Source organism: Microbacterium sp. 5K110, assembly GCF_005774735.1.
Taxonomy (GTDB): Bacteria; Actinomycetota; Actinomycetes; order Actinomycetales; family Microbacteriaceae; genus Microbacterium.
The window spans coordinates 15,097-34,880 of record NZ_VBUM01000033.1 but is presented as its reverse complement, the minus strand read 5'-3'; the positions used below and the strand labels follow the sequence as shown (position 1 = coordinate 34,880).

The window sequence follows — 19,784 nt, the reverse complement described above, 5'->3', positions numbered from 1 at the left end:
CGCCACGCACCCCAGCGCCCGCACACCCCCGCACACGCAACCGCGGCGCCCGAGCCGGAGCCCGGACGCCGCGGTCGGCAGAAGGATCAGCGCAGCACGATGAACGCGCTGTACGCCTTCGAGTCGTCGACGGTGTCACTGCCGGCGTACTCGGCCTCGATGATCCGCAGGCCCCGCGTCTGCGGGTCGAGCGTGATCGTGGCGCGGCCGTCCTCGAGGGTCGCCGTGTACGGCTTCCCGGCGACGGTCACCGTCACCTCGCCCGTGGCCGCGGGGCCGCCCGAGGGGCGCACCTTCACGGTCAGGGTGTAGGTGTCGGACGTCCGACCGACCCACGGGCTGACCGTCACGGTCGTCCGCGACGATGCCACGACGGGCACGCCCGCACTGTCGGCGGTACCGGTGAGCCCGGTGCTCGCGGCCGTCGCGGTGACCCGCACCGACAGCACCGTGCCGACGTCGGCGCGCTGCACCTTATACGTCGACGAGGTCGCGCCCTCGATCGGCTGACCCCCGCGCAGCCACTGGAACGCCGTGGTGACCTCGGCGGGGTTCCATGTGCCCGCCGTCGCGGTGAGGGTGCGGCCGACCTTCGCCGTGCCGGTGACGGTCGGCGCATCCACGACGACCGGCGCGGCCTGGCCCGAGTCGACCGTGAGCACCGTCTGCACCGCGGACTCGCCGTACTGCACGACGCCGAGGTAGCGCGTCTCGGGCGCGAGGCCCTGCCACGACAGCTCGTACGTCGTCGCCACGCCCTGCTCTGCGGGGATCGGGTTCGGCGTCGCCGTGAGCTGTCCCTCGCCGCCGGGCTGCACGTTCGCGTAGGTCATGTCCCACGTGAACGGTGCCGTGAACGAGTAGATGTTCGCCTCGACGAGGTACGTGCCCGGGGTCGGGTTCGACAGCGACACCCGTTCGTCGGCCGAGGCCGTCGCCGAGGTGAACCGCTCGTAGTACCGCAGGTCGTCGGCACTCACGACGCGCGAGACGAACAGGTCGAGGTCACTGCCGGTGTCGTCCGAGGAGTCGAGGTCGAAGCGCGAGAGGGTCGTCCCCTCGGGCACGTCCACGATCCACCGGACGTAGCCGTCCGCGTCACCGGAGTCCTGGTTGCCCGAATGGCCCTCGACGGGGTTGTCGGTATCGACCAGCAGCGTCTCGGCCGCCAGCCCCGACACCGTCAGCGGCAGCTCACCGCTGACGCCCGGCAGGATCTCCACGCCCGTGGACCCCGACAGGCCGGTGCCCGCGACCTCGGCCGGAGCCTCGGCGGTCGTCGAGCGCACGGCGATCGGCGAGCGCACCTGCGTGTCGCCGCTCGTCCACGTGAGGAAGCCGGTCGTCCACTCCTCGGCCGGGGCCGTGGTGCGGGCGAACGTCACCGTGAACTCCTGCGACTCTCCGGCGGCGCCGAAGGTCAGCGTCGACGGTTCGACCGTGGCATCCAGCCCCGGCACGTCGATGGATGCCACGAAGGTCCCCGCCTGCGTAGAGGTCACCGTGCGCGTGACCGTCTGCGGCTTGGCGAGCGACCCGATCGAGATCGACGCGAGGTTGAGGTCGCTGCCGTCGATCGGCTCGACACCGAAGTCCTCGAGGCCCTTGCCCTGCAGGAAGGCCGCCCAGTCGGCGGGGCCGTTGAGGTACAGCAGACCCGGGTCGAAGTACTTCGTCGGGTCCACGTGACCGGCACCCTGCGCGAACGGATCCTGCGCGGGAGCGCCGTCGACGTCGACCGTGTCGTACGCCGTGGTCATCATGGCCGACTTCACCTCGGCGGGCGCGGCCAACGGCCGCTCCCCCAGGTAGAGCGCGGCGAGACCGGCGACATGCGGCGACGACATCGACGTGCCCGAGAGGAATTCGAACGTGGGAGCGGCGCCCTCGGCGTTCGCGGCGGCGGCGAGGATCGCCACACCGGGAGCCGAGACGTCGGGCTTCAGCACGTCGCTGCCGTCGGCGAGCATCGGTCCGCGGCTCGAGAATCCGGCCACCTGCGGCGTCGGGGTCTCTTCGCCCGTGATGTTCTCGCCCACGAGCGTGGCCGTGGCATCCGGGGTCCCCTGCGCGTAGGCGAGCAGGTCGTCGCGGTAGCGCGCGTCGATGTGGACGGTGGGCACCGAGTGGAAGTCGTTGTCGACCGAGGCCGGTGTGACGTTGACGAGGATCATGCCCACGCCGCCCGCGTCCTTCACGGCTTGCGACTTCTCGATGCGGGCGTTCTGCCCGCGGTCGCACACGACGATCTTGCCGTCGGCCTGCGCGGCGTCGAGCGAGCCGAGCAGACACAGTGCCGCGTTCGCCGGGTCGGTCCCGGACGCGGCGATGTCGCCGGCGTAGACGACGGGGGCGGTGACCTCTTCGCCGGCGGGGACCGAGACCGAGGCCCCGGCCGCCTGGAACCCGTTCGGCAGCGTCACGGTGCCCTCGTACGTGGGAATCGTGGATGCCGCGACGGTGGTGTACCAGGGCGAGGCGTGGTCGGCGGTCGAGGCGTCCGGGCCGGAGTTTCCGGCCGAGGCGGCGACGAAGATGCCCGCCGCGGCGGCGTTGAAGAACGCCGCGTCCTCGAGGGCGAGGGTGGTCGTGGCCGAGCCGCCGCCGATGGAGTAGTTGATGACGTCGACACCGTCGGCCACGGCGGCGTTGATCGCGCCGAGCAGGTCGCTCAGCGCGCAGACGTCGTCGGTGGTGACGAGCGGGTCGGGGCCGGAGTAGCACGCCTTGTAGGCGGCGACCTTCGCCGCCGGGGCGACACCCGAGATCGCGCCGAAGTCGATGCCCTCGACGCTGGCCTCGACGCCGTTGTTGCCGGCTGCGGTGCTGGCGGTGTGCGAGCCGTGCGCGTCTCCGTCGCGGGGCGACCGGTAGTCGGCCTCGAAGGTGAAGCCGGTGGCCGCGGCGCCCTGGTCGAAGTAGCGCGCACCGACGAGCTTGGTGGAATAGTCGTCCACCGACCACCCGTTGCCTGTCGCCACTCGCGGCGAGCGGAAGTCGGTGCCGTCGGCCTTGCGGTACACGACGTCATTGCCGTCGAGGTAGGGCTCGTCGCCCGGCGTCGTGCCGAGCGGGTCACCGGCGAACGACGGGTTCTCCGGGGCGATGCCGGTGTCGATCACACCGACCACGACGCCCGCACCGGCGGACTCGATGCCGCCGACCTTCTGCCAGACACCGCCGTCGCCCTCGAGCCCGAGGAACTCGGTCGACGGGACGGCCGCGGGGTGGCGGATCTCGTCCGGAACGACCTTCTGCACACCCTTGGTGGCGGCGAGCTTGGCGGCCTGGTTGGGATCCATCGCGGCGCTGAAGCCGTTGACGGCGAGCGTGTACGAGTAGTCGGCGTCGACTCCGGCCTCGGCGGCGACGTCCTGCTGACGCTGCTCGAGGAAAGCGGAGTATTCCCGGACCGCGTCGGAGTCGGTGTCCAACCGCGCGTCGTCGGACTTCGTGGCATCCAGGCCCGCCTCACCGCCGCCATAGGTGGCGACGGGGGCTTCGTCGAGCACGACGATGTAGCGGCCCGTGGAGGATTCGATGGGTGTGGGGGGTGTCACCCCCTCGCCCACTTCGGCGGCCTGCACGGAAGTTACTCCGGCAGCGGTGAAAAGCCCGGCCAACGCGATGACCGCGGCCGAACGCAGGGGACGACCCATAGTGCGCTCCAAACGGGGGGATGAATTGAGCGATCTGCGCGGCATCTGTGGCGCGCGTTGCCCAAACATAACTCACGGCCAATTCATCACCAACGGTTTCTTTTGGACGGCGTCCGTCAATCGGATGCCGCGACGCCGATACGCTGATCCCGTGTCGACCTCGCGTCTTTCCACCCGGGTCCTTCTCGTGTGCGCCGCGATCGGCGTGGGAACCGGCATCCTGGGCGGGGCGGCCGGCTGGCTGACCCTCGTGGTGTTGGCGACCGCGCCGTGGGCGTACGGCCTCGTGCTCGGGTCGCACGTGCTGCCCGGGATCATCGCGCAGCAGGTGGTGCGTCGACCCTGGGTCGCGCTGCTGACCCACGTTCTCGCGGCTCTCGTGGCCAGTGCGATGGCGCCGCAGTGGACCTTCCGGTTCCTCGGCACGGCGATCCTGTTCGGCGGCATCCAGGAGGGCGTCGCCGCTCTCACCCGCTACCGCGTGTGGGCGACGGCGCGCTTCTTCGTCTCCGCGGTGATCATCGGGCTGATCGTCGCGGTCGCGGTGTGGTTCGCCGCCGACATCGGCGCCCTCGCGCCGTGGGCGCGGATCACGTACCTCATCGTCGGCGTGCTGGGCCCGGTCGTGTGGACCGCCGTGGGCCTCGTGATCGGATCGGGCCTGCGCGGCGCCGGCGTCGCGCGCGGGTTGTCGCGGCGCTAGGCGACCCGCACGCGCCGGGGGTGCACCGCGAGCCGCGCCCAGGCCCGGGCGAGCACGGCGGCCACCGCACCGACGACCGCCCACGTCGCGAACGACCCGAGCCACCCGGTCACGAAGAAGCCGAGCAGCAGCGCGGCCACGACGAGCACCCCGATCGCCAGCGCGGTCACCACGGCGAGCAGCACGGCCCGAACCGGATGCCACGCGAACGCCCGCAGGCCGCTCCACGCCGTGGCATCCGGGTTTCCCGCCGGTGAAGACGATCACGACCGCGACGATCAGCGAGGGCACCAGGGTCGCCGACGACGCGACCGCGAGCGCGCCCACGACGACGAGCCCGACCACCACGGCCGCGAGCGCCCGGAGCACTCGCGGGCGGCGCGGGCCCGCAGCGCCGACCAGGACGACGAGCGCCGTGGCGGCTGCGACGAGGGCCGCGACCGAAACGGCCAGCAGACCGAGGAAGACGAGGGATGCCGCGGGCGTCAGCCCCGGGATCACGCACAGCGCCTGCACGACGGCGTTCCCGAGCACGACGGCCGTGATGAGGAGCGCGCGCCTCACGGGGCGACCCCCGCGGCCTGGTCGATCACGGCGCTGACGCTGCCGGTGAACACGGTGTCGGAGTCGACCGTGACGGTGAAGCTGTCGGGGTCGGTCGACGGCGAGGTGGCCGTGACCGGGGCACCGTCGGCCGTCGTACCGGCGCACGAGATCGCGCCGTCGTCGGCGCGGGTGCAGGTCGGCACCGCCTCGAGCGCGATGCCCTTCTGCTGCAGCACGTCGATGGTGGCAAAACGCACCTCGGTGAGGTGGTTGCCGCCCACGGGGGCGATCGCAGCGACCTGGGAGCAGCCGGTCAGCGCGATGACCGCCACCAGCGGCAGCGCGAACAGAGACCGCCTCACAGCCCCCGCTCCTTCTCGTACGCGAGGATCCGCGCGCGCTCGGTGACGTGCTGCGCCTCGAGCTGCGCGTCGGTGATCACCGAGAGGTCGAACGGCGCCGGCAGCAGCAGCTCGGTGTTGCGGTCCAGCGGCGAGCCGCGGCGCATGAGCGGCGTCTCGGCCCAGTCGTTGGCGGCGAGCTCGCGGCTGCGGGATGCCAGGTCGGCGACGGATCCCGAGTTCCCGGGGACCGCAGGTGAGGCGTGGTCGAGGACCGTCGTGAAGAGCGAGAGCGTGCCGTCGCGGTTGTCGACGATCTCCACGACCTGCTGCTGCTGGGGGAAGTCGATGCACGACGCCGTCGTGATCTCCCAGAAGCCGCTCTTCTCGTTCGTATGCGCGAGGATCTGGTTCAAGTGCGTGTGGCCGTTGAGCCACCCGACGACGACGGGGAACTCCAGCAGCATCGCCACGAACTCGTCGGCCCCGTAGAGCTTCTCGTCCACCCCCGGTCGGGTCGCGCGGTTCTCGAGCGTGAGGCTGTTGTGGTGGCTGAAGATCAGCGCCAGCACCTGGTCGCGCTGCGCGATCTCGAGCTGCGCGCGCAGCCACCGCATCTGCGACTCGGGCACCGCACCGTCGGGCCCGGCGACGGCGTTGCACGTGTCGAGTCCGAACGCGCGCACCCGCGGGCTGAGGTCGGCCTGCCACCACGTCTCGCCCGAGGCGAGGTTGTGCGCGGTGAAGCCGTGGCCGACGGGTCCGGGCGTGGGCTCCGTCCGGAAGTGCTCGGCCATGAAGTCCCGCTGCTCGAACAGGTAGCGCTCGGGGTTGGCCGTGACCTCCTTGAACCCCGGACCCCCGGATGCCAATCCGAGAGCGGCGAGGACCTGCGCGAGGACGCTCGTGCCCGCGGCCCAGCCTTCGAGGGCCGTGGACGCCGTGGCATCCAGGGTGTACGACTTGCGGGCGCCGACCGCGAGTGCGCGCAGCTGCGGGCTGATGTCGAACGTTCCGAGCAGGAGCGTGTCGTGGTTGCCGTACACGGCGTACCAGGGCGCGGGAAGGCCCACGGATTTCACCGGCTGCGCGATCGCCTGCGCGAGGAGGTCGGGCAGGCGCGGGAAGCCGTAGTCGCCGAAGTCCCCACCGCTCGGGTCGCCGGGACGGTACGCCCAGGTCGCCTCGCTCCAGGCCTGGACGCCCTGCCACTCGGGACCGCCGGTGGCCGGGTCGACGGCGAGACCGTCCATGAGGTCGATGTACCAGCGGAGCTCGAGGTGCGAGTGCATGTCGGCGCTGTCGCCGGTGACGATCGCCGCGCTCATCGGCGCGCCCGTGAGAGGGCTGTACCGGGCGTCCGAGAACGCCTGCACCATCGCCGCCGTCGCGTGCGGGCTCAGCGGATCCTGCGGGTGGAAGGCCGAGCCCCACGCCGAGTGGTCCTGCACGATCATCGGCTCGATGCGGCCCGGCGACTGCGCCTCGATGACGTGCAGGTCGGACAGGTGGCCGAGGTACAGCAGCGAGCGGCGGGCCGTGGTGCGCGCGGGCGACGGGGAGCGTCGCAGCACGTCGATGCGCGGGACGTACGGCTCCCCCGGCCCGGTGGTGAGCGTGCGGTACTTGCCCGACAGGACGGGGCCTCGCCGGATCGTCTGGAGCAGCGTCGACGGGATGTCGGCCGAGAGGGTCGCCGCGCGCGCGAGCTGCGGCGCGAGGAAGTCGAACCCGAGCCCCGTCGCGGCGGCAGCGGCGGCGGTGGCGTGCAGGAACTGACGGCGGGAGAGACCGGTCACGAGATCGTCCGTTCGGGCGGAGGAACCTCGAATGTACCGTTCGCGCAATTCGGCCGTCCAGAGCGCGCGATCCACATCGCGGCTTGCTAGCGCCAGGACCCTGACCGACTGTCGTCAGTCCGTCCCGGGCCACGCCGATGCTACGAATGTGGCCCGGGACACCGCGACTTCGCGCGTGCTGAACGGAGTCAGCAGCTCTCTGCGTTCTGAATGAAGTAGGCGGGCGAAAGCCCCGCCGATGAAGTCGAGTTGAGGGCGCGTGCACCCTGGTTCAGCCCGGAAGAGACGTTAGTGGCAAAAGCCTGACCGCCGTCATACCAACGGAACCCCACCCCGTCCCTCCGTAGAACCATTGCAACCGGTCCATTTTGGATTATTCGTATGATGTCGTGATTCTCGGCCGCCGATGGGAACTGGCTGCCGTTTTCACGCATGACCACACCCCCGGATATCCACCAAGCAACGACGTACGGCGAATTCCTGATGTAGGCGAGCTTACCTGGCCCGACCTCAGCATTGCTTCCAATCTTTGCCCACGTCGACCCATTGAAACGCCACACGTCCCCATTGGCCTTCACCGCGACGACTCCGCTGTCAGAGGCAGTCCGCCCTCTTCCGGCCGCGATTTGGCGGAACTCACTGTTATCAGCCGATGGAATGTCGGCTGGAATCGAATCGATGTACACGGATCCCCCCTTGATCCAGACGACCGACTCGGAGGCGGCTGTCAGGCACGCCATTTGTTCAGGCCCAGACAGTCCGTTGGAGCCGAGCAAGGACCACCCGTCGACCTTCGACCACTTCCATATCTCGCCGTCGGATTTGGCCGCCACGGCCGTTCCGGCTCCACCGGCGACACGCACAAAACCTGCATTCGAGCCACCCGGAAGGGCCACCTTCACGCCACCCAGGTATAGCTCGCCACCTGACGTCCAGATTGCTTTTTGCACGTCCGAATCGACGATAAAAGCCGCCTGATTGGCACCGAGGTCAGCACCCGAAGCCACCTGCGTCCAGGCGCCACTGTCGTAGCAAACCCACAACTCACCATTCGCTTTGAGCGCGAGCACGCTGTTCCAATTGGCGTAGACGCGCACGAAGTCCGAATTGATTGCTGAAGGTACCGAGAGATCCGGGGGCATGAATCCGAAGTATTGCATCGAACCCCTGCTCACAACCGCAAGGTCGGTCGCGGTTGTGACGGTCGTCGACCCGGAGCCATAGGTCGCGGCGATCGTGCCCAGCTTTGGTCCCGCGATGATCTGACCAGCCGGTACGGTCACATCGCCGTTCGAATCGGTGAGGAAGCTTCCGCTCCCACTCGCCCACGACCAGCCAGCCGGAAGCGACAACTGGACCAATGCCCCGACATTGGAGGCGCCGCTCAGACGGAGAACGAGGGCACTGTCGGTGGGGCTGCATGCGGGCGTGTCGAACGGCACCTGCGTGAATGCGAGTTGGTTGCCCGATGCCGCGTACGCGGGACTTGCGGTTGCGAGAGCTACGGCCGGAATCGTCCAGGCCGCGCCCTGAATGATCGTCCGACGCGGAATCAGTCCCGCGTCATGTCCAGCGGGGGGGAGGGGGGACGCTAGTTGGTCGAATCCCGTCACGTTCTCGGAGTCGTTGCTGGCGATCACGGCATGTCCTTGTCGTTGGGTGCGGCTGACAGCGCCTCGTGCAAGGCGCCGACGTCGGTCGATAACGACGGGCTCGGGGTAGCCCGCGGTGCATGTTCCTTGCTAGTGACCGCCTTCACGGGGCCGCCACCGATATCGCCCCCATTCGCCCTAGTCGCGCTGCGTTTTCACGAAGGCCACGCCCCTCGGTTCGATATCGAGACGTCGAACGCTCGGGTAAGGCCCACCTAAATAGACTGGAGTCCTCGCCGACAGGACAGCCGTGACCACCCACCCGCACCCGACCGCCGCGGCGCCCCGCACGGGCGTCGACGCCCTCCTGCGCCTGCGGAACGTCGCGATCACGCACCTCGACGCCGACCGCGCCACCCCCGCCGATGTGAGCCTCGACGTGCACCCCGGTGAGGTCGTCCTCGTGCTCGGTCCGAGCGGTTCCGGCAAATCCACGCTCGGCCTGGCGATGAACGGGCTCATCCCCCACGCGGTTCCCGCGGAGGTGTCGGGGACGGTGACCGTCGGCGGACGGGATGCCGCGACCTCACCGGTCGCCGAGCTCGCGCAGACGGTCGCGATGGTGTTCCAGGACCCCGACGCGCAGCTCATCACCGGCAGCGTGCTCGACGAGGTGTGCTTCGGGCCCGAGAACCTGCGGCTCCCCGTCGCCGAGGTGCTCGCCCGGGCCGAGGCGGCACTGCGCCGCGTCGGGCTGTGGGAGCGACGCGATGACTCCCCCGACGTCCTCTCGGGCGGCGGGCGGCAGCGCCTGGCGATCGCGACCGCCCTGGCTATGGGATCTCCGCTCCTCGTCCTCGACGAGCCGACCGCGACCCTCGATCCCACCGGGGTCGACGACGTCTACGCGGCGCTCCGCGACGTCGTCGCCGCGGGCGACCGTTCCATCGTGCTGATCGAGCACGACCTGGATGCCGCGATGGGACTGGTCGACCGGGTCGTCGCGCTCGACTCCGCGGGGCGAGTGGTCGCCGACGGCGACGTCGACGCGGTGCTGCGCGATCGTGCCGAGGACCTCCACGCGCTCGGCGTGTGGCTGCCGACCGCGACGCTCGCGGCCCTGCGCCTGCGCCGCGCGGGATACGCGATCCACCCGCTGCCGCTGACCCCGGGCGAGCTGCGCGCCGCCCTCGGGGCCACGGCGCGGCCCGCTGTGGCATCCGTCCCTCCGCACTCGTCGCCGCCCGTGAACCGCGAGACGCTCGTGCGGGTGCGCGACCTGCGCGTCGCGCGCGGACGCACGCCGGTGCTGCACGGGATCGATCTCGACATCGCGGCGGGCGAGTTCGTCGCCGTCGTCGGGGCCAACGGCTCGGGCAAGACGACCCTCGTGCAGGCTCTCGCGGGCGTGCGGCGCCCGCCGCGGGGCGCGGTGCGCATCGACGGGATCGATGTGCGGAGGGCGTCGCCGCGCGACCTCGCCCGCCGCGTGGGCTTCGTCTTCCAGAACCCCGAGCACCAGTTCGTCGCGACCACGGTGTTCGACGAGATCGCGCACGGACTGCGGCGTCAGGGTCTCCGCGACGACGAGGTGCGACGGAAGACCGACGAGGTCCTGACGCGCTTCGCCCTCGCGGACAAGGCTGAAGTTCACCCGTTCCTGCTCTCGGGCGGGCAGAAGCGGCGCCTGTCGGTCGGCACCGCGCTCGTCGGCGGCGCCCGCGTGCTGGTGCTCGACGAGCCGACGTTCGGTCAGGACCGCGCCCGCGCCGACGAACTCCTTTCGCTCCTCGATGATCTGCGCGCGGAGGGCACGACGATCATCGTCGTCACCCACGACATGCAGCTCGTCGCGGAGCACGCCGATCGCATGCTCGTGATGGATGCCGGACGCCTCGCCGCCGACGGCCCCGCCGACGAGGTGTTCGCCGACGTCGCCCTTCTCGCCCGCACGGGCTTGCACGCACCGCCCCTGCGTGCCGCGCTCGCCGGGCTCGAACGGCATCCGGAACTCGCCGGCATCCGGCGGATGCGCGACCTGCCCGGGAGCGACCGGTGACCGTCCTGGCGGCGGCCCCCGTCGCACGCGGGGCGTTCCTCGGGGCGCTGAACCCGCTCGCCAAGATCGTGGCGGCGCTGCCGGCGATACTCGCCCTCGTCTTCGTCCGCGACCTCGTCACACCGGTGGCGTTCCTCGTGCTCGCCTACGCGGTGCTGCTCGTCGGTGCGCGTCTGACACCGCGCGTACTCGTGCTCCTCGGGGTCGTGGTACCGGCGTCGGTGGTCGTGGTGGGGCTCGGCTTCGCGCTGTGGATCGACCCGGAACGGACGGATGCCACGACCGCGGTGCTGCGCATCGGCGATTGGGCCCTCACCGACGGGGCGCTCACCATCGGCCTCGCGACCGGTCTGCGGCTGGCCGCGATCATGACGCTCGCGTTCATCGGCGGCCTCACCACCGCGGGCACCGACCTCGTGCGCGCGCTCGTGCAGCAGCTGCGGGTGCCGTACCGCGTCGGCTACGCCGCGCTCGCGGCGATCCGGTTCGTGCCCCGCTTCGGACACGAACTCGACGTCATCCGCCAGGCGCACCGCGTGCGCGGAGCCCGCGACGGCTGGTTCTCGGCCCCCGCGCGCTGGCTCGGCTACGTCGTGCCGCTACTGGCCGGGGCCATCCGCCACGCGGAGCGCGTCGCCCTCGCGATGGATGCCCGCGCCTTCGGCGCCCACCCAGACCGCACCGAGCGGCACCTCGTGCCGTGGCGCCGCCGCGACACCGTGTTCGTGCTGACGTTCTGGGTCGTGTCGGCGGCGGTGTTCGTGGGGGTGTGACAGGCGGACGCTCAGAACCGCGCCGAGAAACCGCCGTCGGTGTGGAGGAGCTGGCCGCTGATCCAGCGGCCCTCCTCGGACAGCAGGAACGACGTGATCGCGGCGATGTCCTTCGGCGTACCGGAGCGGCCGAGCGGGTGCATCGCGGTCAGTTCCGTCCGCGTGCGATCGTCCATCCAACCGGTGTCGATCGGCCCCGGGTTCACGACGTTCGCCGAGATCCCCCGCGGGCCGAGCTCACGCGCCGCAGAGATGACGATGCGGTCCAGCGCGCCCTTCGATGCTCCGTACGGGAGGTTCCCGGTGGTGTGATCGCTCGTGAACGCCACGATCGCCCCGCCCACGGCGTCGGCCTGACGGGCGAACGCCGCGATCATCAGCAGCGTCGCGCGCGCGTTTACGGCGACGTGGGCGTCGAAGCTCTTGGCGGTCGTGTCCAGGATGCCGGACTCCACGTCGTGCGCGTGGCTCAGGACGAGCGCCGACAGCGTGCCGCGCTCGCGAGCGACCCGCTCGATGAGCTGAGTCGGCGCGACCGGATCGGACAGGTCGCACGGGAAATCGCCGGCGTCCAGGTCGCTCACGACGACGTCCCAGCCGTCGGCGATGAGCCGCGGAACGATGCCGGCGGCGATGCTGTCGGCGCGCGCGGCACCGGTGACGAGGGCGAGGGGCATGCGCTCGATCGTAACGGCCCGCCGGATTCCGGCATCCCTCCAGGCCTCAGTACGTCGGCGCCGCGGGGAGCCCGAAGAACTCCTCGAGCGTGGTGTATCCGCCGTCGTGGTAGGCCTTGGCGAGCTCGTGGCCGATGTAGCGCAGGTGCCAGGGCTCGGGCTCGAAACCGGTGACGTCGATACGGCCGTCGACGTAGCGGGTGATGAAGCCGTACTCCCACGCGTGGTCGCGGACCCACGCCCCCTGGGTCGACCCGCCGACGTCGTCGAGCGTGCCGCACGACCGACTGCAGGGAACGATGTCGACCGCGAGCCCGGACTGATGCTCGCTGAACCCGGCGCGCGCGCTCTCCTTGTCCGCCTCCGCGACGCCGCCGACGGCGACCCGCGCCGCGTACGTCTTCTGCTGCGTCTCGTACGAGCGGAACGCGCTGAGATAGCCGATCTCGCCGGCACCGGCATCCTCGGCCGCCTGCACCAGCTTCGACAGGGCGTCCGCGGCCCGTTGCCGCAGCGCCGAATCCTCGAGCGCCCGCACACCGTTCGGCATCACGAGGTCGTTCGGGCGGTAGTTCGCCGGGTCGTAGGGGCGTTGCTTGTTGACGACGACCCACTGGCGATCAGCATCCGAGAGCGAGACGCACGGAGCGATCCCAGATGCCACGGCGGCACGGAACGCCTCCCCACCGCCGATCGCGGCGATCGTCGCGCCGTCATCGCCCGACGCGAGTGCGGCGGTGACAGCGGGGTCGTCGCACGGCGACTTCGGCGCCGGGGACTCGACGAGGATCGGGACGGGAAGCCCCTCGGCCGGCACCGCGGGGGGACCGGCCATCGCCGCCGCCACCGCGGGATCGGGGGCGTCGACTCCCTGTCGCGAACCGGCGATCGCCGTCCCGATCGCGACCGCACAGGCGACCACGACGATGACACCCAGGGCGAGGGCCGCCAGCCGACGGCGCACGAGGATCGGGCGCTTCTGCCACCACGCGAGGAACGACAGCGGCGGCGAGTCCGCCTGTGCGCGCTGCTGCCGACGCTCACGGCGCAGGGGCGGGGCGGTGTCTCCCTCAGAGGCCGGGGCCGCGGGCTGCGGCGGAAGAGTGAGCGCCGCCGTCGCCCGTCGCTCGGCCTCCGCGCGCGCGGCGCGGCGGGGAGAGAGCTCGGGATCGGGCGACATCACTCGACCCATTCTCACCCGCGTACCTGTGCGGTGCGAATGGGGCGAGGTTTCGCCGATCCTCCATTTCGAATGTCATCGGTATCCGCTTGCTCTTTGTTCGTATCTCTGTTCCCATAGAGCGATGAGGTGGCAGGGACAGAAGCTCGGCGTCGACGACACGGCCGCGCTGCCCGGCATGGAGCGCATGGACGGGCTCGTGCGCTCGGTCACCACCCCGGAGTTCGCGGGCATGACGTTCCACGAGGTGGTGGCGAAGACCGCGCTCAACCGCGTTCCGGGTGCCTCGGCGATGCCGTTCGACTGGACCGTGAACCCGTACCGGGGATGCAGTCATTCGTGTGCCTACTGCTTCGCTCGCAAGACGCACGAGTACCTCGACCTCGACTCGGGTGCCGACTTCGACTCGCAGATCGTGGTCAAGGTCAACGTCGCCGACGTGCTGCGCGGCGAGCTGCGCCGCGGGTCGTGGGCGCGGGAGCCTGTGATGCTCGGGACGAATACCGACCCGTACCAGCGCGCCGAGGGGCGCTACCGACTGATGCCGGACATCATCGGCGCGCTCACCGAGAACCGCACGCCGTTCTCGATCCTGACCAAGGGCACGCTGCTGCGGCGCGACCTCCCGCTGCTCGCGGACGCCGCGAAAGAGGTCCGTGTGACACTCGCGATGTCGATCGCGGTGTTCGACGACACGTTGCAGCGGTCGCTCGAGCCCGGGACGCCCACCGCGGAAGCGCGCCTCGACACCGTCCGTGCCGCCACCGGCGCGGGGTTCCGCGTGACCGTCTTCCTCATGCCGATCCTTCCGCACCTGACCGACTCGGTCGCCGCGCTCGATCACGCCCTCGGGCGTATCCGCTCCGCCGGTGCCGCGCGGGTCGTCTACGGCGCGCTGCACCTGCGGCCCGGCGCCAAGGCGTGGTTCCTGCAGTGGCTCGAACGCGAGCATCCGGAACTCGTGTCGTCCTACCGCGGCCTGTACCCCGGGGTGTCGGTCCAGGCGCCGCAGGCGTACCGGCGGTGGCTGGGCAAGCGCGTGCAACCGCTGCTGCGGATGCACCGCCTCGACGGGTGGGACGAGGACGACCACCCGCGCGGTCGCCCTCAGCCCGGGCTCGCCAGCCGCACCGCGACCGCGCCGCGGCTCGGCCCCGTGCGGACCACCAGGTCCACGGCATCCGCTCGCCCCTCCGTCGCCCCCGCGAGTGAACCCACCCTGTTCTGAGAACGCGAACGCCCCGCCCGCACGCGGCGGACGGGGCGTTCAACGGGACGTCAGGACGTGACGTTCGAGAGCTGACGACCCGCCAGCTCCTCGAGGACGTCGTCGCCGAGCTGCGTCTCCTCGAACGGCGCCGCGATTTCGGCACGCTCGAGCATCTCGGTCATGCGACGACGACGCTGACGCGTGATCAGCGTGACGACCGTCCCCCGGCGACCGGCGCGGCCCGTGCGACCGGAGCGGTGCAGGTACGTCTTGTACTCGTCGGGGGCGTCGGCCTGGATGACCAGGTCGATGTCGTCGACGTGGATGCCGCGCGCGGCGACGTCCGTGGCGACGAGCACGTTGACGCGGCCCGAGGTGAGCTTCTCGAGGTTGCGGGTGCGCTTCTGCTGGTTGAGGTCACCGTGGAGGGCGACGGCGGCGATACCGGCCTCGTCGAACTGCTCGGCGAGCATCTCGGCGTACGCGCGGGTGCGGGCGAACACGAGGGTCTTGCCCTCGCGGTCGACGAGCGAGCCGAGGATGTCGGCCTTGTCGCGGTGCTCGATCACGAGCACGCGGTGCTCGATGGTGCCCGAGTCCTGGTCTTCACCGGCGACCTCGTATACGGCCGGCTCGACGAGGAACTCGTCGACGAGGGCCGCGACCTCGCGGTCGAGGGTGGCCGAGAAGAGGAGCTTCTGGCTGCCCTCGGCGGTCGCGCGGAGGATCCGCTGCACGGGCTCGAGGAAGCCGAGCTCGCACATGTGGTCGGCCTCGTCGAGAACCGCGATGCTGACGTCGGACAGGTCGAGCTTGCCCTGGTTGAGCAGATCCTCGATGCGACCCGGGGTGCCGATGACGATGTCGACGCCCTTCTTCAGCGCACCGACCTGACGCGCCTGCGGCACACCGCCGTAGACCTGCGTCGTGAACAGACCGACGCTGCGCGCGATGGTCTGCACGGTGCGGTCGATCTGCAGCGCGAGCTCGCGCGTGGGGGCGAGGATCAGGGCCTTCGGCGAGCGGCCGAACTCCCGACGCTGTCCGGCCTGAGCACGCAGAATGCTCTCGACCAGCGGGGCGCCGAACGCGATGGTCTTGCCGGATCCGGTACGGCCGCGGGCGAGGACGTCGCGGCCCTCGAGGATCGGGGCGACCGTCGCCGCCTGGATCGGGAAGGGGTTCGCAGCCCCGAGACCGGCGAGCGCGCGGACGATGTTGTCGCCCAGGCCCAGCTCGGCGAAGCCGGCACCGGTTACGGTCCCGGCATCCACGGCCTCCGCCTGAAGACGCTCGTGCACGACGTCGACGCGCTGCTCGTGCTCGGCCGAGCGCTTCGGGGTGGCGTTCCAGTCGGCGCGGTTCGGACCGTCGGTGCGACGGGGACGGTCGTCCCGGCGCGGCCGGTCGTCGAAGGAGCGGGCCGGACGGTCGCTACGGTCGAACGAACGCGCGGGACGGTCGTCGAAGGAGCGGGCGGGGCGCTCGTTGCGGTCGAAGGAGCGGGCCGGACGGTCGTCACGCACGGGGCGGTCGCTCCGGTCGAACGAACGCGCGGGCCGGTCGTTCCGGTCGAACGAACGCGCGGGGCGATCGTTGCGGTCGAAGGAGCGGGCGGGACGATCGTCGCGCGCCGGACGATCGAACGAACGAGCGGGACGATCGTTCCGATCGAACGAACGCGCCTGGCGGTCGTTGCGATCGAACGACCGAGCCGGACGGTCGTTGCGGTCGAACGAACGCGCCGGGCGGTCGTTGCGATCGAACGAACGCGCCGGACGGTCGTTCCGGTCGAACGAACGAGCGGGGCGGTCGTCACGTGCCGGACGATCGCTCCGGTCGAAGGACCGAGCAGGGCGGTCGTTCCGGTCGAAGGAACGGGCGGGACGCTCGTCACGGTCGAAGGACCGCGCGGGGCGGTCGTTCCGGTCGAACGAACGCGCGGGACGGTCACCGCGCGCGGGGCGCTCGTTCCGGTCGAACGAACGCGCGGGGCGCTCGTCGCGGCCGCGGGGCGCGGCATCCCGCTCGGGACGGGAGTAACGGTCGTCGCCACGCGCCTGGCTGCGGATGCCGTGAGCCTCGTCGCGGCCGACGCGGTCATTCGCGGTCCAGCGGCGCTTCACGGGAGCGGCGTCGGCCTCGGGGGCGCGGTAGCCGCGGTGGCTGGGGCTCTTGCTGCCGGGCTTGGCGGCATCGGCACCGTCGGGGCGGCGCTTGCGGTCCTGGAACGAGGTCTTCGCGCCGTAGCGCGGCTCGAAGTTCTTCGCGGCGCGACCGCCGGCGGGCTTCTTGTTCTTGGGCATGGGGTGTCCTTCTGGGTTCTGTTTGCGCGAAACAGCGGCACCGCGCACGGCGGTGCGAACCCGGACATCCGTCGGCCGGGGGCCATTCACTAGTGATGGTCGAGACGCGATCGCGTTCTCTCCATCGGCCCCTTGGACTCACAAACCCATCCGCACACGGTGCGGTGTCCAGAGCCGACCTGTCAACGTTACAGGTCGCCCCTGTGAATGGCATCCATGTCTCCATCGTCGAGGCTCGTCCCACTTGTTGCCGCCTCGGCGGCGCTCAGACGGCAAGAAGTGGGACACGCTCCGCCATAAGTGGGACGAGGCTCTCCGGGAGCGACGGAACCGAGGCGACCGCTGGTCGCAGCCCGCGCGCGACACACCTCCCTGCGCGACACCCCTCCCTCCACGAAGATGGACGCATGGCAGACACCGACGCCCACCCCATCACGGTGGCGATCGAGCGGCGCATCGACCCGACGCGCACCGCCGAAGCGACCTCCTGGATGCAGGCCGGCACCGACCTCGCGACCGCTTTCCCGGGCTTCCTCGGCTCGGGGTGGGTGCGCGCGGGCGAAGACAGCGATCTCTGGTACATGCTGTACCGCTTCCGCGACATCACCACCCTCGAGGAGTGGGAGACGTCATCGCAGCGGCAGTGGTGGCTCGATTCGGGCCGCCCCTTCGCCCGCGAGGAGCGGGTCGAGCGTCGCACGGGCATCGAGGGATGGTTCGACGCCGCGTTCGGTTCCGTCCTCACCCCCACGGATGCCACGACCTCGCCGGTCCAGCAACCGGTGCCGCCCGCGCCGCCGCGGTGGAAGCAGGCCGTGACGATCTGGGTGGGTTTCTTCCCCACCAATCTCCTGGCCAGTTGGCTGCTCGGGTTCGTGCCGGGGTTCGCCGAGATCCCGCTGCCGCTGCGCGTGCTGGCCACCACACTGCTGCTCACCCCGGTGATGACCTACGCGGTGCTTCCCTGGGTGACGCGTGTCCTGCGACCCTGGTTGCAAGCCCCGCCCCGCTCTCGAAAGGCCACGTCATGACCGCCGACCCCACCGGCCACCGCTTCCGCCTCCGCGGCCCGCACTCCACCGCCGAGATCGCCCAGGTGGGCGCGGCACTGCGCGCCCTGACGGTCGACGGCGTCGACCTCGTGCCGCGCTACGCGGACGACGTGCCCACGCCCGCGGCATCCGGGGTCGTTCTCGTGCCGTGGCCGAATCGCATCCGTGACGGCAAGTACTCCTTCGGCGGAGTGGAGCGGCAGCTCTCGATCAGCGAGCCCGCACTCGGCAACGCCAGTCACGGGCTGCTGCGCTTCGGGGCGTACACCGCCCTCGAGACCTCCGACGAGCGCGTCGTGCTCGGGGCCGACGTCGTGCCGCAGACGGGGTATCTCTTCCACTTGCGCACGCGCGTGACCTTCACGCTCCTCGCTGACGGCCTGCACGTGGTCCACGACATCGAGAACGTCGGCGCCGAGACCGCGCCGGTGGCGCTCGGCGTCCACCCCTACCTGCAGATCGGCGGGGTCCCCACGGTCGATCTGGTCATCCGCTCGAGCGGGACGTCGACCCTCGTGCTCGATGAGCGCAAGCTTCCGATCGACGAGGTGCCCGTCGACGACGCCACCGACCTGCGGACGGGTCGACGCCTCGGCGACGTGGCCCTCGACAACGCCTATCGCGGTTTGGAGCGGGATGCCGAGGGTCGGGCGCGCCACACGCTCACCGCTCCCGACGGTCGGCGTGTCGAACTGTGGCAGGACGCCGGATTCGAGTGGGCGCAGGTCTTCACGACCGACCGCTATCCCGGGAATCCGCTGGCCGTGGCCATCGAACCCATGACCGCCCCGGCGAACGCGTTCGCGACCGGAGTCGGTCTCCTCTCGCTCGAACCGGGCGAAGAAATTCGTCGCGAATGGGGCATCACATACCGCGGATGAGCATTTTGTCCCCCAAATGGGGGACAAGGAATTCCGCTTACGATCTGGGGAATTCGCAGGCAAGACCTTTCCTATGAGGGTGCCCGGAAAGTTATCCTTCCCTTGACGGATTCCGTCGCCGCCGGGGAGACCGAGGACCATCGTTCCCTCGGCTCAAACCCGAATGAGCCGACGGGGGCTGGGTGTTCCGCGGTGTGGGGGGACGCCCGATCCGTCCATGACGAAAGTGCCCGAGATGAGCATCGCGGTCCGTCCCGCCGTCCCTTCTGCCTTCTTCCCCGCCCTCGGGCGACGCGTCCTGCGTCGTGTCGACGACATCCCCACCATGCACCTCGCCGGGCTCGTGCTCGTCGTGCTGGTGGGCGGCATCCTCGCCTCGATCCTCACGACGAGCGACCCGCTGTGGTGGCAGCTGCACTTCAGCCAGCTGGGCACGTTCGGCGACCTCTCGGCGGCGTTCTTCAACACCACGCTCAAGGTCGGCGGGTCACTCGTCGTCGTCTTCGCCGTGCGGGTGCGCCGTGATCTGCGCCGCCTCGGACGCCGGGCCGGTCGCCGCGGTGCCGCGACGGCGTCGGCGCTGTTCCTGACGGTGATCGGCGTGAATCTCGCGCTGGTCGGGTGCGTCCCCCTCAACACCGACAAGGATCTGCACGACAAGGTCGCCGGGATGATGGTGCTCGGCTTCGCCGCGCTGCTGCTCACCTCGCCGTTCCTGCTGCACCGGCTGCCGAAGCGCCTGGTCCTGACGACCTCGCTCGTCTTCGTCTTCCTCTTCGCCGGCGCGTGGCTCTTCGTCACCGCGACGATCAACCTCGCGCTGTTCGAGGTCATCGCCTTCAGCGCGATGTTCGCGTGGTCAGGCGTCTTCACGCAGTGCCTCGCAGGCTCCGCGGCGCGTCGGGAGCCCGCCGTCGAGACCGCGCAGCAGGAGCGGGTGCCCTCCCGGGTCCGCACCGCCGTCGCGGCGGCCTTCGCCTCGCGCCCGGCCGCGCCCCTCACCGCC

General features: G+C 70.7%; 14 protein-coding genes and 1 pseudogene. 7 read left to right on the top strand and 8 right to left on the bottom strand.

Annotated elements, in window-relative coordinates; genetic code table 11:
• Window positions 1-86 precede the first annotated feature (86 nt).
• Window positions 87-3,659: a S8 family serine peptidase gene (locus tag FE256_RS09450; protein ID WP_252370960.1), complete on the bottom strand. Its 3,573-nt coding sequence runs from the start codon at window positions 3,657-3,659 to the stop codon at window positions 87-89.
• 151 nt (window positions 3,660-3,810) lie between these two features.
• Between FE256_RS09450 and FE256_RS09445 the strand changes: the two genes are divergently transcribed.
• Window positions 3,811-4,362, top strand: a complete 552-nt coding sequence (locus FE256_RS09445; RefSeq protein ID WP_252370959.1) for an ECF transporter S component — start codon at window positions 3,811-3,813, stop codon at window positions 4,360-4,362.
• Here FE256_RS09445 and FE256_RS09440 read toward each other — a convergent pair.
• From FE256_RS09440 to FE256_RS09425, 4 genes are all read right to left on the bottom strand, one after another.
• Window positions 4,359-4,547, bottom strand: a complete 189-nt coding sequence (locus FE256_RS09440) for a hypothetical protein (RefSeq protein WP_138175015.1) — start codon at window positions 4,545-4,547, stop codon at window positions 4,359-4,361. The genes FE256_RS09445 and FE256_RS09440 overlap by 4 nt on opposite strands.
• 375 nt (window positions 4,548-4,922) lie before the next feature.
• Window positions 4,923-5,270 (bottom strand): hypothetical protein, encoded by a 348-nt coding sequence (locus FE256_RS09435; protein ID WP_138175013.1) that lies wholly within the window; start codon window positions 5,268-5,270, stop codon window positions 4,923-4,925.
• Entirely contained in the window at window positions 5,267-7,048 is a 1,782-nt protein-coding gene (locus tag FE256_RS09430) for a TIGR03767 family metallophosphoesterase (RefSeq protein WP_138175011.1), read from the bottom strand. Before FE256_RS09430 ends, FE256_RS09435 begins: the two co-directional genes overlap by 4 nt.
• 188 nt (window positions 7,049-7,236) lie before the next feature.
• A complete protein-coding gene (locus FE256_RS09425) occupies window positions 7,237-8,688 on the bottom strand; it encodes a hypothetical protein (protein ID WP_138175009.1) in 1,452 nt (483 codons plus the stop codon).
• A gap of 262 nt (window positions 8,689-8,950) precedes the next feature.
• On the opposite strand from FE256_RS09425, the gene FE256_RS09420 reads away from it, so the two are divergent.
• Window positions 8,951-10,699 (top strand): ABC transporter ATP-binding protein, encoded by a 1,749-nt coding sequence (locus FE256_RS09420; protein WP_138175007.1) that lies wholly within the window; start codon window positions 8,951-8,953, stop codon window positions 10,697-10,699.
• On the top strand, window positions 10,696-11,472 hold the full coding sequence (locus FE256_RS09415; protein WP_394529866.1) for an energy-coupling factor transporter transmembrane component T family protein: 777 nt from the start codon (window positions 10,696-10,698) through the stop codon (window positions 11,470-11,472). Before FE256_RS09420 ends, FE256_RS09415 begins: the two co-directional genes overlap by 4 nt.
• A gap of 11 nt (window positions 11,473-11,483) precedes the next feature.
• Here FE256_RS09415 and FE256_RS09410 read toward each other — a convergent pair whose 3' ends face one another.
• The gene (locus tag FE256_RS09410) at window positions 11,484-12,149 is read right to left on the bottom strand and encodes an SDR family oxidoreductase (protein ID WP_138175005.1); all 666 of its coding nucleotides are present in this window, start codon (window positions 12,147-12,149) and stop codon (window positions 11,484-11,486) included.
• Between the two features lie 46 nt (window positions 12,150-12,195).
• Window positions 12,196-13,329 (bottom strand): M15 family metallopeptidase, encoded by a 1,134-nt coding sequence (locus FE256_RS09405; protein ID WP_138175003.1) that lies wholly within the window; start codon window positions 13,327-13,329, stop codon window positions 12,196-12,198.
• Window positions 13,330-13,453: 124 nt separating this feature from the next.
• Between FE256_RS09405 and FE256_RS09400 the strand changes: the two genes are divergently transcribed.
• Window positions 13,454-14,557, top strand: a complete 1,104-nt coding sequence (locus tag FE256_RS09400; protein WP_138175001.1) for an Rv2578c family radical SAM protein — start codon at window positions 13,454-13,456, stop codon at window positions 14,555-14,557.
• Between the two features lie 50 nt (window positions 14,558-14,607).
• Here FE256_RS09400 and FE256_RS09395 read toward each other — a convergent pair whose 3' ends face one another.
• Window positions 14,608-16,845, bottom strand: a complete 2,238-nt coding sequence (locus FE256_RS09395) for a DEAD/DEAH box helicase (protein ID WP_138174999.1) — start codon at window positions 16,843-16,845, stop codon at window positions 14,608-14,610.
• A gap of 407 nt (window positions 16,846-17,252) precedes the next feature.
• Here FE256_RS09395 and FE256_RS09390 point away from each other — a divergent pair, with 407 nt between their 5' ends.
• The 3 genes and pseudogenes from FE256_RS09390 to FE256_RS18460 form a co-directional block, all read left to right on the top strand.
• Window positions 17,253-17,876 (top strand): antibiotic biosynthesis monooxygenase, encoded by a 624-nt coding sequence (locus tag FE256_RS09390; protein WP_138174997.1) that lies wholly within the window; start codon window positions 17,253-17,255, stop codon window positions 17,874-17,876.
• Window positions 17,873-18,778 carry an aldose 1-epimerase family protein gene (locus FE256_RS09385; protein WP_138174995.1) on the top strand — a complete coding sequence of 302 codons (906 nt, stop codon included), beginning with the start codon at window positions 17,873-17,875 and terminating at the stop codon, window positions 18,776-18,778. Before FE256_RS09390 ends, FE256_RS09385 begins: the two co-directional genes overlap by 4 nt.
• A 163-nt stretch (window positions 18,779-18,941) precedes the next feature.
• A pseudogene (locus FE256_RS18460) lies at window positions 18,942-19,637 on the top strand (DUF998 domain-containing protein); the annotation flags it as partial.
• Window positions 19,638-19,784: the final 147 nt, after the last annotated feature.